16 protein-coding genes are annotated in these 15,697 nt (G+C 36.7%); 6 read left to right on the top strand and 10 right to left on the bottom strand.

All coding sequences use genetic code 11. The features are described from left to right. The first annotated feature begins 173 nt into the window (after positions 1-173). Positions 174-884, top strand: a complete 711-nt coding sequence (locus tag ACFX4N_RS19285; RefSeq protein WP_192100546.1) for a M50 family metallopeptidase — start codon at positions 174-176, stop codon at positions 882-884. Between the two features lie 307 nt (positions 885-1,191). On the opposite strand, the gene ACFX4N_RS19280 is transcribed toward ACFX4N_RS19285, so the two are convergent. From ACFX4N_RS19280 to ACFX4N_RS19255, 6 genes are all read right to left on the bottom strand, one after another. Then, entirely contained in the window at positions 1,192-2,319 is a 1,128-nt protein-coding gene (locus tag ACFX4N_RS19280) for a nucleotidyltransferase family protein (protein ID WP_377262094.1), read from the bottom strand. Positions 2,320-2,347: 28 nt separating this feature from the next. Continuing rightward, entirely contained in the window at positions 2,348-4,150 is a 1,803-nt protein-coding gene (locus ACFX4N_RS19275) for an ABC transporter ATP-binding protein (protein ID WP_192100544.1), read from the bottom strand. A gap of 28 nt (positions 4,151-4,178) precedes the next feature. After that, entirely contained in the window at positions 4,179-4,631 is a 453-nt protein-coding gene (locus ACFX4N_RS19270) for a S24/S26 family peptidase (protein ID WP_161515040.1), read from the bottom strand. Then, positions 4,615-4,881 (bottom strand): PqqD family protein, encoded by a 267-nt coding sequence (locus tag ACFX4N_RS19265; protein ID WP_377262090.1) that lies wholly within the window; start codon positions 4,879-4,881, stop codon positions 4,615-4,617. The genes ACFX4N_RS19270 and ACFX4N_RS19265 overlap by 17 nt, the downstream gene beginning before the upstream one ends. After that, positions 4,881-5,663, bottom strand: coding sequence for a hypothetical protein (locus tag ACFX4N_RS19260; RefSeq protein ID WP_098197020.1), 783 nt, complete (start codon positions 5,661-5,663; stop codon positions 4,881-4,883). The genes ACFX4N_RS19265 and ACFX4N_RS19260 overlap by 1 nt, the downstream gene beginning before the upstream one ends. Before the next feature lie 154 nt (positions 5,664-5,817). After that, positions 5,818-5,994, bottom strand: coding sequence for a hypothetical protein (locus ACFX4N_RS19255; RefSeq protein WP_180234812.1), 177 nt, complete (start codon positions 5,992-5,994; stop codon positions 5,818-5,820). Positions 5,995-6,669: 675 nt separating this feature from the next. Here ACFX4N_RS19255 and ACFX4N_RS19250 point away from each other — a divergent pair. Both ACFX4N_RS19250 and ACFX4N_RS19245 read left to right on the top strand, forming a co-directional pair. After that, entirely contained in the window at positions 6,670-7,383 is a 714-nt protein-coding gene (locus ACFX4N_RS19250; RefSeq protein WP_192100543.1) for a suppressor of fused domain protein, read from the top strand. 185 nt (positions 7,384-7,568) lie between these two features. Beyond that, positions 7,569-8,501, top strand: a complete 933-nt coding sequence (locus ACFX4N_RS19245; protein WP_013055741.1) for an aldo/keto reductase — start codon at positions 7,569-7,571, stop codon at positions 8,499-8,501. 37 nt (positions 8,502-8,538) lie between these two features. Here ACFX4N_RS19245 and ACFX4N_RS19240 read toward each other — a convergent pair whose 3' ends face one another. Both ACFX4N_RS19240 and ACFX4N_RS19235 read right to left on the bottom strand, forming a co-directional pair. After that, positions 8,539-8,892: a DUF4181 domain-containing protein gene (locus ACFX4N_RS19240; RefSeq protein WP_013055740.1), complete on the bottom strand. Its 354-nt coding sequence runs from the start codon at positions 8,890-8,892 to the stop codon at positions 8,539-8,541. Between the two features lie 32 nt (positions 8,893-8,924). Beyond that, a complete protein-coding gene (locus ACFX4N_RS19235; RefSeq protein WP_013055739.1) occupies positions 8,925-9,794 on the bottom strand; it encodes a LysR family transcriptional regulator in 870 nt (289 codons plus the stop codon). Positions 9,795-9,925: 131 nt separating this feature from the next. On the opposite strand from ACFX4N_RS19235, the gene ACFX4N_RS19230 reads away from it, so the two are divergent. Together ACFX4N_RS19230 and ACFX4N_RS19225 are read left to right on the top strand one after the other, a co-directional pair. Further along, positions 9,926-10,600, top strand: coding sequence for a class I SAM-dependent methyltransferase (locus tag ACFX4N_RS19230; protein ID WP_013055738.1), 675 nt, complete (start codon positions 9,926-9,928; stop codon positions 10,598-10,600). Between the two features lie 568 nt (positions 10,601-11,168). Further along, positions 11,169-12,227 (top strand): L,D-transpeptidase family protein, encoded by a 1,059-nt coding sequence (locus ACFX4N_RS19225; RefSeq protein ID WP_035439385.1) that lies wholly within the window; start codon positions 11,169-11,171, stop codon positions 12,225-12,227. Positions 12,228-12,293: 66 nt separating this feature from the next. On the opposite strand, the gene ACFX4N_RS19220 is transcribed toward ACFX4N_RS19225, so the two are convergent. After that, complete coding sequence (locus ACFX4N_RS19220; RefSeq protein WP_301264177.1) at positions 12,294-14,225, bottom strand: hypothetical protein; 1,932 nt, start codon at positions 14,223-14,225, stop codon at positions 12,294-12,296. A gap of 136 nt (positions 14,226-14,361) precedes the next feature. Between ACFX4N_RS19220 and ACFX4N_RS19215 the strand changes: the two genes are divergently transcribed. Then, entirely contained in the window at positions 14,362-14,955 is a 594-nt protein-coding gene (locus ACFX4N_RS19215) for a YdbC family protein (RefSeq protein ID WP_013055735.1), read from the top strand. Between the two features lie 32 nt (positions 14,956-14,987). Here ACFX4N_RS19215 and rpiA read toward each other — a convergent pair whose 3' ends face one another. After that, positions 14,988-15,656 (bottom strand): ribose-5-phosphate isomerase RpiA, encoded by a 669-nt coding sequence (gene rpiA / locus ACFX4N_RS19210; RefSeq protein WP_013055734.1) that lies wholly within the window; start codon positions 15,654-15,656, stop codon positions 14,988-14,990. Positions 15,657-15,697 lie beyond the last annotated feature (41 nt).

The following is a 15,697-nucleotide window of genomic DNA, read 5'->3' as shown; positions in this document are numbered from 1 at the left end:
TAGAATATAAAATTTGGAATAAGCTGGTCAATGAATGTGTCAGGTCTGTTAACATTAATATTATGTAGATCTCCCAGCTTCCCTTTCCCTAGAGAAACTAGCCGTTTTATTTCCCTTTTAGCACGTTTGCGAGTAAAGTAGAAACATATCATTTTACGAAAAGGACTATCGCGATGGAACAATCTACTACGCTTTTTTTATTTATTTTATTAGCTTTTGTGCTAACAAGAGGTATTCCATTTATAGGTTCACTTGCTCCTAGCATTAATACACTGCTTCGGCATATTGGACGTTATTTTTCAAATTTAAATACGATGTTTCATGAAGATGGCCACGCGTTAATGGGGCTTATTGTCGGAAAAGGCGTCAATCGCATTGAGCTTTATACCAATAATGAAGGTGTAGCTGTGACTGCCACCTACGCGGGATCCCGTGGATGGTTGCCGCGCGTCATTATTGCTTTAGCCGGCTACCCGTTCAGCTCAGCAATGGCTTATTTGTTTTTCTACCTGCTCGTTCACCATCACTACGACTGGCTTTTTTACGGGTTAGGAAGTGTTGTTGTTATTAATTTACTGCTTTGGGTACGTAACGGATACGGAATTGTGTGGCTTTTTTCTATCGGTTTGATCCTCGGAGGCATCTATTATCTGCAAGATCCACAGCTTATGCGCTACAGTATGATGTTTGTTGGTGCACTGTTGCTTGTAGAATCTCTATTTTCTGCATTTATTATCTTTGTATTAAGCATTAAATATCCAAACGATGCAGGTGACGCTACGAGTTTAAAGCAGCTGACCCATCTTTCAGCACGCTTTTGGGGTTTTTTATTTTTCGCACAGGCCGTGTACGTGGCTTATTTGATTTTTCAACTGATTTATTAAGGAAGGACGCAGAAGAAACAATATAATTATTGCTTCACAACCGTATATATTTATACAAAGAATGCTTCTCGTTTTGTGAGATAGCATTCTTTATTTACGTTTTCCTTGCAATGAATTTTTACCTAAAAGCACCTTCATAAAAGTAACCTGACCTTTTTGATGTTTTTGTCTAAACCAAAAAAGCACCTTCTAAGTAGAAAGACGCTTTATTATAGCTACCTCTTTAAAGTTTTAATCAACGATCATTGAATGTCTTGTAAAATTACCAAAAAACACGTTTAACTATATTAATCTTTTAATATTTTTGCTAACTTTTAACTTTCGAATAAAATAAAGCACGAAATAATGTATGAAACTTTTTTTGATAAAATTTAATATACCCTCTAAAGATTTTATACTTTTTATGTTTTGTTGAAGGTGGATAAAGGTTAGTTATCTCAAACTTATCTGGAAAAAGCCATCTTTTAAAAAAGACTATAGAATGCTTAAACTGGTCATATTCAGACAAATGTACACGAATAAGATTTTTAAATCCTTTTACGCTTTGCCTGTCTCCATAACGTATTTCTTGATAATCCCACCATATTTTTGATTTTTTGTTAAAAGGAAGGCTATTAATTTGATTGAGATGTGGAAATTGATTATACACGATTGTTAATGTACTTGTTAGGCGTTTTAAAGTTTGATCATTTTTTGCCATTTTAAATAGCGCATCGTAATCAATTTTGTGAGTCAAGACATGTATAGCTTGTATAATATCGATAAAATATTTCAAAGAATCCATTCCATGCTTCCAGCCATGAAGACAAATCATATAAAAGGTATGTACTTCAGACAGTTGTTTTATATGTTTGTAACCTTCTGACGGAGTAGAGTGCTTCCAAAATTGCTCAATTTCTAATGAGGAACTGTTCTCTCTGAGAATGTCCCTGTGAAGCTCAATAGTCAATGGAACAGATGAATGAGGCATCATTTTACTGAACGTACGATGAAAGTGATAAGATGGCCAATCGCCCTCAACATTATACTCTAACTTCTGAATACACACTTTCGCTCTTTCCATATCCTCTTTGCAGATTAATATATCAATGTCCGTTGTCCTTCTTGCACTGAAATGACCGAAATATGTTTCAGCAAACATAATTCCTTTTAATGGAATGGCAGAGATACCGTTAGTTTCGAACGTATCTAAAATAAGCTTTAGCTGATTTTTAATATAAAGATTATTGTATAAAATAGTTTGGTACTCTTTCTGCAGCTGGTTTTGAAAGTATATCGGTGTGTGCTCGATTCTCCCTTGCTGTTTTAACAGAGAATATACGGTTGCTGATAAGTGAAAATATTCGATATCTTCTAATATAGAGGTGTAATCATCCGGATTTTCTGGCAATGGACGGCTTTGATCATATAATGATTGAATAAATTCAATGAGCATTATGGAAATCCTCCTAGTTTATTTGTCTTTACAGCATGATTGCTCTTTCTTCGTTATTAGAAAGCTGTGATGTGTTGACATGAGCAAGGTCTCGATATAAGCCTGGCTGATGAATCAGCTCTTCATGCTTTCCTGATTGAATTAGTTTCCCGTTATCAATGACAACAATAGAATCAACATTTTGAATGGTAGATAACCGATGAGCAATTACAATAGTTGTCCGATTTTTCATAATTCCTCGCAGCGCTTCTTTAACCAAGTATTCTGTTTCATTGTCTAGTGCAGATGTTGCTTCATCAAGCAGTAAAATAGGTGCATCCTTTAAGATAGCTCGAGCAATTGCAATCCTCTGCTTTTGTCCTCCCGATAACGTTATCCCTTTTTCGCCTATTTTGGTCTCATACCCATGAGGAAGTGACAAAATAAAATCATGAATATGAGCAGCCCTTGCAGCCGTGACTAGCTCTTCTTCAGTTGTCTGAGGATTGGCTAAAAGCAGATTTTCTCTTATAGTACCGGTAAAAAGAAAAGTTTCCTGTGGGACATATGCAATTAAGTTCTGCAGTTCGGATGCAGTAAGACCATCAAGCGGTGTTTGATCTACATAAATTTTTCCTGCTTGAGGCTTATAAAAACCTTGTAACAAGTTGAATAGAGTAGATTTTCCTGCACCGCTCGCTCCTACGATAGCTATGCTTTTTCCTGCAGGTATTTGTAAATTAAAATTTTCAAAGATATACCTTTCTCCGTCATAGCTAAAGGTCATATTCTGAAAACAAATAGCTTTTTGTTTTGGCTTATTTTGAGAAAACTCAGGAAAATCAGTAGTTTCATATTGCGCTTTTAATATAGGAGCTATTCGTTCAACTGCTGATATAGACCGTTGAAATGCAGCCCACTGTCCTGCGAGTCCATTCAATGGATAAATCAGCCGGTTGCTGAGACTTACAAACGCTAGAAGGGAACCCACTGTTAACATCCCTTTTGAAACGATTAAAGCGCCGAAGCAGAGAGTGACTAGAAAGGCTATTAATGCAATAGCTTCGCCTCCTGCATAAAATAATCCCTTCATTTTTCCATTATACAAATCCAATGCTAAAGCTTGCTGATTTTGCTGACGGTATTTACTAAAGAAAGATCTTTCTAATAAAAAAGATCGAATGACAATAAACCCTTGAAAGATTTCAGATAAACTACTGGTCATTTCACTGTTTAACTTTAGAATTTCCCTGCTGCTGTTGCGTAATAAAAAGCCAAAAACACCACCTGCAATGACAGCAATAGGTATAATAAATAAGCCCACAAATGAAAGCAATAGACTAATATGGGCTAGATAAAGAAAGATCGCAATAAATAATAACGGCAATTTTATAAGGTTAATAAGATTTCGCCCAATCATTCCATCTATACTATTAATATCATTAGTAAAATGAGAAATAAATTCTCCAGAGTGGGTTGTATGAATTTTATGAACGGGAGAAAGTAACAGTTGCCTTAGAAGCTGCTCTTTTAAATCTCGTTTAATAGAAGATGTTGCAACCGCTTCAATATATGTATCGTAATAGATTGTAAGAAAGCTTATAAGTATTAGACCAAAAGCAAATGGCAGCAAGTGCTTAACGCGGGTAAAGTCTCCTTGAACGGCAGCATCTGAAAGATCTCCAAGAAACCATGCGGAGGCAAGAGTAATTAAAATGTCCGTCAATAAAAAAAGCATTAGCCCTGCGTAAGCTTTCCAATGTTTTCTAAGCAAAGGGTATACAATTGAAAAAGCGCTTATCATTTCCTCTTTGTCAAAATACCGCTTTATATCAGCTCGATTTAATTTCATCATAACACTCCAAAAATAAGCGATTAGCTTAATTAACTATTTTTTGATTAATATATTTTTTTAAGAAACGGGAGCTAAAAGGAAAAAAAAGCATTAACCAGCACCATATATAGTCAAAAGGAGCAGCCATATAAACTTTTTTTTGTTTTTTTCGGGAGATTGCCGTCAATTTCCCAATAACTTGTTCTCTCGTTACAGGCTCATCGCAGTAAAGGTTAGTATCTCCTTTAAATATATAATGCAGCTGCTCGTTCTTGTATCTTGTTTTAATTAATCGATGAGCAATCAATTGCCCGCTTTTCGTATGAAAGAGACCAATATCACCTTTTTTTAAAACAGGTGCTTTTTCAAAGGTGCAAAGGTCATTTTGACGAATGCAAGGGTACATGCTGAACCCCTCAGAAGGAAAATGGACATACCCTTTTTTTTCTATAACATTCTTCAACAATACTACGCTTTCTTGGTTAATTGGCATAATCAATCAATCCATATTTTATCAACTCAGAGAGAAAGCTTTCCATATCTTCAAACGAAAGCTCGTCCTCTATTCGATAATCCGTTTGCAAAGATCTAATAAGTGAAGAAATAGTACAAGGGTTTTCGAGTAAAGACCAGCAGCAACCTCCCAATTCGTTAATTTTTGTTACCGTATATGCTTCCGTGTTTAAAATTACCCATTCACTGTCAAGTTGAACGGCCTCCATATCTTGATTTCGAATAAACTGTTTCATTAGGATATCAACTCCCAAAACGTATTATTTTTTTGAAAATAAAGATCATATACAGGTACATAATCTAATACCTCTTTTATCATTTGAACAATTTTCTTTGTTTCTTCGCGGTCTTTATTCCAATAAAAGACTTTATCCATTATTTGAAGTAAAGCACTCGCTTTACCCAGCTTTGTTCTCTCGTTGTTCAAAGATTGATGCAGCAGCTGTATACTTGCTAATGGAATAGTTCCTTTAATAGATGGAGCTGAGAGCTCACTCCGAAACGGAGAATTAAACACAGTAATTTGATTTTTTTCAACCTTCAGAAGTGTGGCTTCATCAGAAAGGATGGGTCTTGGAGCAGACAATTTTGCGCAAGTTGATTTTCCTGCGCCAGATTGGCCAGCAAATAAATGAGCCTTTCCTTTTTCAGTTGCACATGAGGAATGAATAAGTAGTCCCCAGTTGTGATAAACAATATAAGAACTATAAAAGTTCATAAGCGCATGTTTTAAAGCTAATTCATCATAAATTTGAATGTGAGCTTCTCCCTTGCTCAAATTTGCTTGAATTCTATAATCAGCTCTTTGAAAAGATATAGTATCTGCTTTTTGTTCAACGTCTACTTGATAGTCAACAAAAGGAACTCCGTATCCATCTTCTATTCTTATAACCATATCTGGACGTTCAATTTCAGCAAAAAAAGGCTCGTAGTTTTTTTGAATTAAACTTAAAATCTGAAATGAATGACAAACAATTAAAGCTTGATGCTCTCCAATTCTTATTGTAACTTTTTCCATGATAGGCTCCTTCAATCTTTTTAATGGAGAAAAATAATTAAATGTTAGGCATCTCTACAATTATCTATATGTAGCCTTTAACACTGATTTGAAAATAATAGATCTTGTTAAGATGCCTAACAAATGGGTTTAAAGTCTCTTTTTATATTCGTTTTTACGGTCTATTTGGATTGTTTGGTGGAAAATTAACACCTCCATTACCATGTCCAGGGTGGTCTTGGTTACCTTGTCCAGGATTCCAGCTTTGAGCAGTTTCAAATCTAATAGGCTGATGATCCATAACCATTGGGCGCTTAGGTGATACGCCTGGTTGTTTTTTTGTCATTTTCATAATGTAGTCCTCCTTTCAATTCGTCGTATTATTCAGATTATATATAATAATTTGAGGGTTCTTTTTTAACTCCTTGACCTCGATAATTAAAGAAGTTACTATACCTCAACTCTCAGAAGCAAAGTGATAAGGTTTCCCCCTCAACTATTAACCTAGTAACTAGAAAAACACTTCACAAAAAGTAATTTGTTTCACATGAATTTCACGCTTCTACACATTCTTTTTTAAATTTTTATATGTCCTTTAGACAAGGGGATAAAAGATAGTTGTGACACTACTCGCTTTCCTTTCATACTTCGTAATAATGTTCATTATAAAGAACGAAATTTCAACAGATATCCCTGACTAGTCATTTAAACCTATTAAACCCGGGCTCACAATACTTAATAACTAGTTTTTTCTATTATAAAGAACAAAACACAAATAGTAAACCTTTATTAAGAACAAAAAAGATATAAATTTTCAACCTAGTTGGTTACGCTTATTATGTATAACAAAACACCCCTTCTAGTAGACATAAGTACACTTAAAACAATTAAGGACTAAAAGGTTCTAAGCTGGTTAGTTGAAAGAAAATATATAATAATTTATACACTATTGTTAAATAGTGGTTTACTAGTTCCCTTAATGAGGTATATATTGGGTACTATGAAGTCGTGAAGAGGTGTGGAATACTTGTCATTATTTTTAAAGTGGAAGCAAAAGAAGCAGGAAAAAGAAGCAGAGCGTGTTCTTGAGGAATCAATCTCAAAAAGAAAAGACTACTGGAACACAATTGGACATGTAGACGGAGACGTATTAACTCATTTGTTAAATCCCATGTTTTTTGGCGGGCCTGCTTGGCCATCTGGACGTCAAACATTTATTCGTGTTCAAAAAACAGAGACGGTTATTCTCGCAAGCAACGGCTTGTCCGATCCGTTTGAATCCCCCGAAGAAAAGAGCCGAACGCAAGGAAAAGGATTAGAATTCTATATCGAATGCGATGATGAATCTCTGCGCGGACCTTTATCTGATATCCAGGATCACTGGGCATTTGACCTTCTTTATCAAATGAGTCAAAATGCTGCCGCTCATCCTAATATGCTAGAACTATTCATGAAGCACGATATTCTTTCAATTGAATTTACTGATTTGGACGTACCGTCTCATTTTGTAAATGAAAATGGAGAAATTGGTGTATTGCTAGGCGTTCAGTCTCCTTCTGTTTCAGCTAGCCTTTCTTTACCTTATGAATCTATTAAACTGATTAGCATGAAGCTGCTTACACCAAGCGAATTAGACTATGTGCGCGAACAAGGAGCGCAAGGACGCAGGCAGCTCGCTGAAACATTTCAGCTGTCAAAAAGTTATCATATTACCCTGACCAAAAGAGAGTCTCTTATTTAAAAGAGGTTCTTTTTTTATTTTTGCCGCTGAAGACGAAGCCCTATAGAATATAAGCGTCATTTATATGAAGCTCTAGTTCCAATACTTTTTTAAGGCTGCTTTTGATATGAGCGTACTATTTTTGATTCATGGTATATTTTGCTATAGTAAAAAAGAAGATATAAAAAAGGAGATGGACGTTAGACATGGCAGAAAAAGTGCAGATTGGAAAATCCGAATTATATGTTAATCCTATTGGACTTGGAACAAACGCTGTAGGAGGACATAACTTATATCCTAACCTAAACGAAGAAGTCGGCAAGGACCTTGTTCATAAGGCGCTAGATAATGGCATAAACCTACTTGATACAGCGTTCATTTATGGTCCAAAACGTTCTGAAGAACTAATTGGTGAAGTGCTAAAAGAACGTGGAAATCGTGAAGAAGCGGTTATCGCCACAAAAGGAGCACATAAAATTGTTGGAGATGAGGTACTGCTAGACAACTCTCCTGCGTTTTTAAAACAGTCGGTTGAAGATAGCTTAAAACGCCTTCAAACAGATTATATTGATTTATATTATATTCATTTCCCTGATAAAAACACACCAAAAGACGAAGCGGTCGGTGCGTTAAAAGAATTAAAAGATGAAGGAAAAATCCGTTCTATTGGCGTATCAAACTTCTCGTTAGATCAGTTAAAAGAAGCAAATAAAGATGGTTATGTAGACGTGGTACAAGGCCAATATAACTTAATTCAAAGAGAAGCAGAAAACGATATTTTACCTTATACGGCTGCAAACCGCATTTCATTTATTCCGTACTTCCCGCTAGCTGCTGGTTTACTTGCTGGGAAATACGATAAAAACACAAAGTTTAATGACTTGCGCGAAGATATGCCTCATTTTATCGGGGAAGCATTTCAGCAAAATCTAGAAAAAGTAGAGCGTCTTCGTCAAATCTCTAGCGCAAAAGGCGTAGAAGTAGCTCATCTTGTTCTGGCTTGGTACTTAACGCGCGATTCAATTGATGTATTAATTCCGGGGGCAAAACGCGCTGATCAAGTACTTGATAACTTAAAAACATTAGATGTTCAGCTCACTTCTTCGGAAATTAAAGACATTGATCATATTTTTAAATAATATAAAAAGAGCTTTGCCATAGGTAAAGCTCTTTTTTCTATACAATTCCGCTGGTTAATAGAACAAAAGCCGTAAGGAAGAATCCCATCTGTACAAAGCTTGTTATGTACTCTTTGGTTTCTTGTTTATATTTCCATTCATCTATACCTTTCAGCAAAATAGCCGCAACTAAAAATAGGCAAGACACGATATAAGGCTCGACAAACATAAAGATCATATCGAGTACTAGAAAAAGAACAAAAGCTATCGTCACATATTTATCCCATCGTCCTAAAGCTAGACTTTCATACTCATATTTACCCCAAAATTTGCTGCGAGGTATATCAAGCACTTTTCTTAAAATAAAATCTACTAAGACTGCTGCTGCTACTAGCATGATCAATATATACATCGTCATCTCTCCTTCCTTTTTATGGTATCATTTCAACTCGTTTCTGTTAAGGTCTCAGCCACAAAGTGCTTAAACTGCTTTGTTTCTTCTGTTTCGCCTTTTGTTACGATATACGTATGTGAAGAAGGCCGGATAATTTTTTGCTGTGAAATTACGCTTAACGTTTGATTTTCAACTTCCTTTTTCACCATAGAAAATGGCAAATAAGATACGCCTAGGCCTTCTTCAATAAAGCGCTTTGTAATTTCTACTTGCGTCACAGGAAGCAGCTGAATGTGAGGATAACAAGCCTTGATTTGAAGGAGTAAATCTTCCCAATAAACAGGATGATTATTCGTAAGGAGGCGGTAGGAAGATAACAGCTCCTGTTCCGTACGTGCTCCTGCAGAAAACGGGGCAACTAAGACTGCTTTTTCTTTATGAATTAACTCATAAGAAACGTCTGCCTGACCCGGAAGCATCCTTGTTAATCCAATATCTGACCTTCTGTCGCTGATGTCTTTTCCCACTTGAAACGAATTTGTGATATTAACCGTTACTTCAATATGGGGATATCTCTCTACAAATTGTTTGATTAGACTCGGCAAAACAGATGCTGCTATTTGAGGAGCAGCGGATATAGTCAGTTTTCGGTTATATCCTTGCTTCCATAACCTAAAATTCCCTACTCCTTCTTCATATGCTCTCACCATTTTTTGAGCATGAGGCAAAAAAAAGCGTCCTGCCTCAGTCAGCACGATATATTTACCTTTTTTTTCAAAAAGCTCATCTCCTAATTCTTGCTGCAGTCGCTGAATATGCTTTGATACAGCAGGCTGTGTTAAAAATAAATCTTCAGACGCTTGCCTGAAATTTTCATAAGAAGCCGCTATGATGAATGTTTTTAACCATTTGATCTCCATTCTCTTCTCTCCATCTCTTTCTATTCATAACAAACTGGAATCAATACTGCTTATTTTTGTTTATTTTCTTTTCTATTAAACTTCTATACGATATATGTATCTCAATATTACCAAATAAAGGAGCTGTAAAAATGAAAAATAACGTTAAAGAAAAATTTAATGCTCATGCTTCTCAGTATGATGAGCAGCGCCGCAAACTCATTCCTTGTTTTTTTGATTTTTATTCTATTCCCGTTTCGCTTCTTCACTTTCCAAAAAAGACGCTTCGCATACTTGATATGGGAGCAGGTACAGGCTTGTTTTCTTCTTTTGTTAAAGAAAAATACCCAGATGCGCATTTCACGTTGATTGACGTCTCAGATCAAATGCTTGAAAAAGCAAAGGAACGCTTTAAAAATGAACAGCATATAGAATTTATCGTATCAGATATAACAAGCTACAAATTTGAGCACTCATTTGACATTGTGATTTCCTCACTTGCTATTCATCATTTAGAAGACGAACAAAAACAAAAGCTGTATGAACAAATTTATGATTTGCTGCATACAGGAGGAATATTTATTAATGCCGATCAAGTATTAGGCCCTTCTTCTATTATTGAAGAGTTATATAAAAAAGACTGGAGCGAAAGAATTGCCGCAAGCGGATTAACTCATGAGCAAATTGAGGCTGCTCATGAACGTACGAAGTTAGATAAAATGGCAACTTTGCACGATCAGTTAAATTGGTTAACAGCAAGCGGGTTCAGCACGGTGGATTGCATCTATAAATTTTTTAATTTTGTTGTAATGTATGCTCAAAAATAACGGTTTAAAAACTACTTGTCTCTTTGCAAGTAGTTTTTTTACTCTTTCCCTCCCTATATTCGAATAAGAATATTTATCTATTTCCACAAAACTACGCATACTTCTTTTCCAGTTTCGTATATCTAATAATAGCTTCGTTCTCCTGAACTTTTGATTTTTTGTACATAAAACCCATATAAAGTATTTTTATACTATTTTATGTCTTTTTATGGTACAAAAAATACAAATATGTTACAATATGATTACAAAACAATCTATATAACGCTTTCATTTCTTTACACAAAAATGAAGAACTGGAAAGGATGTGATGCTTATGTAAATGTGAATCCGCTAGATTAGTAAACTTATATTCCTAAAGTTGTACAAAGAATTAAGAAAAACTTAGTTATTCTTATTATTATAAATTCCCGCTAGTAAAGTCTTTCTACTTAATGATTTCCTTATTAAGCGCATACATACAGGGATAGAAAATGCAGCTATTCGTCTTTTATTTTATTAGTGAAGAATTTATAGCACAGCCCAAAGCATCATACGTTTTTCATTAATGCAGCCTAAGGAGGCGCAGCACATGGCAAATAGAATATCAAGAACAGCAATCGTACTCATAGCAGCTATTTTAGCTCTAGCCTGCTTGTTTGTAGGAGTTCCAAAAACAGAAGCTGCTTCAACACCATCTCATTTAATTATCATTAACAAAGCGACGAATAAACTCGCTTATTACCAAAATGGTTCACTTGTCCGAACGTTTTCAGTAGGAACAGGACGCACGCAGTCTCTTACACCAGAAGGCCATTTCAAAGTAGTAAATAAAATCGTCAATCGCCCTTATTACAAAGGGAACATTCCTGGTGGAGATCCTAGAAATCCCCTTGGCAATCGCTGGCTAGGCCTAAATGCGAGAGGTACATACGGCACGACGTATGCTATTCACGGAAATAATAATCCTGCTTCCATCGGCAAATATGTAAGCAGCGGATGCGTTCGTATGTACGATGAAGAAGTAGAATGGTTATTTAGTAAAGTGACCGTCGGTACACCGGTTGTGATTACAACTTCTTCTAAATCATTTAACGACATTGCAGCAGCAAACGGATACAACGTTTCTGGAAACTCAGGTTCTACTCCAGCTCCTTCTACAGGAACTGTTTTAAAGAAAGGCAGCAAAGGAAATGCAGTTAAAGAGCTTCAGCAGAAACTAACTTCACTTGGCTATAATACACAAGGTACGGACGGTGTGTTCGGTGCCAATACAGATTCAGCTGTTCGTAAGTTCCAAAAAGACCACGGCTTAACGGCTGACGGCATTGTTGGCCCATCAACATATAAAGCTTTAGGAAGTTCAGGAACGAACCCGACGACACCAACAAACCCAACAAATCCAAAGCCAACAAATCCACCAGCAGATACAACAATTAACACAAAACAAACGCTTAAAAAAGGAAGCAAAGGCAGCAATGTTCAAGCTCTTCAAAAGAAATTAACAGCGATTGGCTATAATACAAAAGGTACGGACGGTATCTTCGGTGCCAATACAGAAGCTGCTGTACGTAATTTTCAAAAAGACAATAAGCTAGCAGCTGACGGCATTGCCGGACCTAATACTTTAACTGCTATTTCCAAACGCTAACAGAGCCTGATTTCAGGCTCTGTTTTTTTATTGATAAACCTCTTTTTTACATCGCGCCTTGACCCCTTAATGAACCAGTACGCCGTCTTTCTTTTCTACGACATACTTAATCAGCTGATAAACCGTTCTCATAAGAATTTGCTGCTGATAGATATCATTTTTGGCAGGAATTACGTTTTCTATTAGTCTGCTATATTTGTAGGCTTGATCGTCTTCTTTTTGTTTATAAAGAGCGAGCCAGTCATTACGGGATTTTTCAAGCAACTGTTCGTTGAAATAGGAATAAACGACGGTTGCAAACTCACCTGCCAATTCTTGAATAACCTGCTGTCGGTCGGTGACCGAATGATAGGTACTTGACCACCCAGACGGCTGGCTTAGAAAATGCTCGTAGACAGATAAAATAAAAGCGGACGTAATGACTGGCACCGGCCCTTCATGCTCTCCTAAGGAAATGTTCAAACACGTTTCTCTGTCCATATAAGGAATGTTCAGCGACTCCATCGCTTCATAAAAAGCCTGAGAGACAGTCAAGTTTAAATAAATAGGATGCAGCTCTTGCTGCTTTTTTCTCGTTTCTGATACTAAAGCTGCCTTTAAGTCTTTATACAGAAGATGACTCTCTTTGAATTCCTCGTGTACACATTCTAAAATAGTCGTATTCCCTACTGTTAAATAGTAGTGAAGCTGCTTTTTCATAAGAGGTGAAACGCTTTTAAGCGCACCATCTATCATTTTAGCCATGGCATGTTTTTTAGCATAATCCGTACGGCAGCTTGGAGAGGTAAGCAAATCTCCGTGTGTAACACAAACGTTTACTTTAGCGCCGTGACCATGTACGATAAGCTGTTGAAGAAATTGAATATCTAATTCTTTAAGCCCATGATGTACGTATAAAATAGAAGCTGCTTTTTTAAAAGAATGGTGGATGGTGCTCGTATATTCAAAACACGGATGCTCGCAAATCGCTACTCCTTTTTTAAAAGAAAAAGGGCCGCAAACTTCAATTCTACGAAACAATGGATAAATAAGACGTCCGTTATTTTCTTCTTCTTCATTTGTTAGCGGAGCAAGGGAAGATAGCTCTTTTGCTGTGTGACGGCAGGATATTGGCCAGTCGTCTTCTCCTATTTCCCATGTTCCTTCCTTGTATTCTTTCAACCGGGATTCAATGGCCAGAAGCATTTGCTCGGTGATTTCCCTACATTCAAGCCGCTTGTGCCATCCCTCTGCAAAATCTCTTCCTTCTTGATCAACAGCGTCTTTTACTATTTCACTTTCTCGTTTAATTGCATCTACAAATTGTTTGAATGAACTATTTTCATCACTCATTCTTAAAGGAACATCGTCATTAAAATAACGGGCTTTGTATGGGATATCTCCCAAAAGAGCGCGCAGATTGAAAGAGGAATCTCCGTGTAACAACTCAAAGACCAAGTCATAATCCGTGCCTCCTTCAGCATACACTTCAGCGCTTCTTAGTAGGATATTCTCCAATTTCCTTTGCACTTCACTTCGCGTAAAAAAAGAGACGGCAGCTTCATAGTGTTGGGAATCCTTCACCTTATACGTAGCAGAATAAGCGCCTTTACTGCCTATTCCTAGAAAGCCACATTCCTTTTTTATACCAAGAAGCTGGCGGATTAAGGCTGTTTTTCCGCTTCCTTGTTCTCCGATTACATGAATGTACTCATACTTGCTGTCAATTTGTTCGCTCGTCCTTTTTTCAATATCGTTATAAAAAGCATTCACTACTCGTTCATCATATCTTGCTTTTGCTCTTCCTTTTGCAGTACTTGTCCAAAAATCCTGCACTCTCAGCAGTTCATTCATCTCTTCAACCAGAATGTCAATTTCATCGTGTTGCTCTGTATACATAAACCGTTTAACAAACGGGTGCGATCTTCCTCTTTCATCTTTTTTAAACGGATGCTGAAACATAATTGACCAGCCTTTTCGCATAGGAGATTGACAGGCTTTTGCACGAAAAACTTTCATTCATTTCCCCTTCTTTCCCTAACATTGTCCTATTTGAAATGTATGGCTTTTAAAGGGGGGATATGTCTATGATTTTCCTCTTTTTAGAAGGATTTTTTCTTCATTTATCGAAGTAATTAATTGAGGTGATGGGAGAATGTTGACAAAAATTGTGAAATGCAGCATACCGACTGATAAAAAAGCATCTTTTTCATATACGCAACAGCATTGGGCTGCTCTTGCACACGTGAATGGTTTCATTGGCCAATTAGGGGGTTGGAACGTGGAAGATGAAACAGATGCTTGTATTCTAGCTCTGTGGGAAGATGGAACAACTTATCAAGAATTCATGAAGCATACTCATGATTCTATTTTTTATAAAAGCAAGCAGGATCAAACATATACGAATTTGGACGTTTCAACATCAGATCCGTCCTACTTCATAGGAGCACGCTACAATTATTATCGAAGCAGCGCCATTGAAAGCCGTTATTTAGTAAAGACGGAAATTGAAGTCGATTTTTACGACAAAGAAGATATCCATGAGATGGTAAAAAGCTTGATAAATCCTTCTTATCGCTGTTTATCTCACGTTGTATCACCAATCGAGCATAGCAAGCTTGTCATTTTTTCATTATACGGATCTGCTTGTCCGCAAAAAACAATTGATACTTTCGTTCATCCAAATGTACTGAACGCGTCTCAATACATATATCAATTAGAGAAAAATTGGAACGTTCTTTCCAATTAAAAAATAGAAGCCTAGGCCCGACGCCAAAGCTTCTATTTTTTTATGATATGAACATCTTGGTTTTGTACGGTAATGACTTCCTCCGTCATTCCTACAAACAAACCGCTCTCTACTACGCCCGGGATCCTTATCAGCTGTTTTTCCAACTCAGCAGGATTTTCAATTTCCGAAAAATGGCAGTCTAGAATGTAATTTCCGTTATCGGTGATAAACGGCGTATGATCATCTAAAAGCCTAAGCTGCGGTACACAACCTGCACTGCGAATGTGCTTCGCCGTCATTTCCCAGCCAAAACGTATAACTTCAACAGGAAGAGGAAAAGCTCCTAGCGTCTTCACTATTTTCTTAGAATCCGCAATTACGATAAACCGCTTTGCTGCGTACGCAATCATTTTTTCTCGAAGCAGCGCGCCTCCCCCTCCTTTAATTAAAGAAAGTTCGCTATCCACTTCATCCGCTCCGTCAATTGCTATATCAATATATTCAACATCCGCTAAGGTAACAATGGGAATACCTAGTTTCCTTGCCAGCTCTTCTGTTTTTTGAGAAGTAGGAACCGCTTTGATGTTTAATCCATTTTTTACTCGTTCACCTAGTTTTACAATTGTATAATAAGCTGTTGAACCTGTCCCTAGCCCTACAATCATTCCATCTTCCACAAATTGTGCTGCTTTTTCACCAACTGCTTGTTTTTCAATCATACAAAGGCCTCCTTACTCATATTGTACCCGTTTACATAAAA

The sequence above is a fragment of the Priestia sp. YIM B13551 genome, from assembly GCF_042787905.1.
GTDB lineage: Bacteria > Bacillota > Bacilli > Bacillales > Bacillaceae_H > Priestia.
This window is presented reverse-complemented; position numbering and strand designations above follow the sequence as displayed.

Excerpts from the sequence above, each read along its gene's own strand:
- rpiA (WP_013055734.1), bottom strand. The coding sequence starts at position 15,656 with ATGATTGAAAAACAAGCAGTTGGTGAAAAAGCAGCACAATTTGTGGAA.
- ACFX4N_RS19265 (WP_377262090.1), bottom strand. The coding sequence starts at position 4,881 with ATGAAACAGTTTATTCGAAATCAAGATATGGAGGCCGTTCAACTTGAC.
- ACFX4N_RS19225 (WP_035439385.1), top strand. The coding sequence starts at position 11,169 with ATGGCAAATAGAATATCAAGAACAGCAATCGTACTCATAGCAGCTATT.
- ACFX4N_RS19245 (WP_013055741.1), top strand. The coding sequence starts at position 7,569 with ATGGCAGAAAAAGTGCAGATTGGAAAATCCGAATTATATGTTAATCCT.
- ACFX4N_RS19230 (WP_013055738.1), top strand. The coding sequence starts at position 9,926 with ATGAAAAATAACGTTAAAGAAAAATTTAATGCTCATGCTTCTCAGTAT.
- ACFX4N_RS19255 (WP_180234812.1), bottom strand. The coding sequence starts at position 5,994 with ATGAAAATGACAAAAAAACAACCAGGCGTATCACCTAAGCGCCCAATG.
- ACFX4N_RS19235 (WP_013055739.1), bottom strand. The coding sequence starts at position 9,794 with ATGGAGATCAAATGGTTAAAAACATTCATCATAGCGGCTTCTTATGAA.
- ACFX4N_RS19285 (WP_192100546.1), top strand. The coding sequence starts at position 174 with ATGGAACAATCTACTACGCTTTTTTTATTTATTTTATTAGCTTTTGTG.
- ACFX4N_RS19275 (WP_192100544.1), bottom strand. The coding sequence starts at position 4,150 with ATGAAATTAAATCGAGCTGATATAAAGCGGTATTTTGACAAAGAGGAA.
- ACFX4N_RS19260 (WP_098197020.1), bottom strand. The coding sequence starts at position 5,663 with ATGGAAAAAGTTACAATAAGAATTGGAGAGCATCAAGCTTTAATTGTT.
- ACFX4N_RS19240 (WP_013055740.1), bottom strand. The coding sequence starts at position 8,892 with ATGTATATATTGATCATGCTAGTAGCAGCAGCAGTCTTAGTAGATTTT.
- ACFX4N_RS19215 (WP_013055735.1), top strand. The coding sequence starts at position 14,362 with ATGTTGACAAAAATTGTGAAATGCAGCATACCGACTGATAAAAAAGCA.
- ACFX4N_RS19280 (WP_377262094.1), bottom strand. The coding sequence starts at position 2,319 with ATGCTCATTGAATTTATTCAATCATTATATGATCAAAGCCGTCCATTG.
- ACFX4N_RS19220 (WP_301264177.1), bottom strand. The coding sequence starts at position 14,225 with ATGAAAGTTTTTCGTGCAAAAGCCTGTCAATCTCCTATGCGAAAAGGC.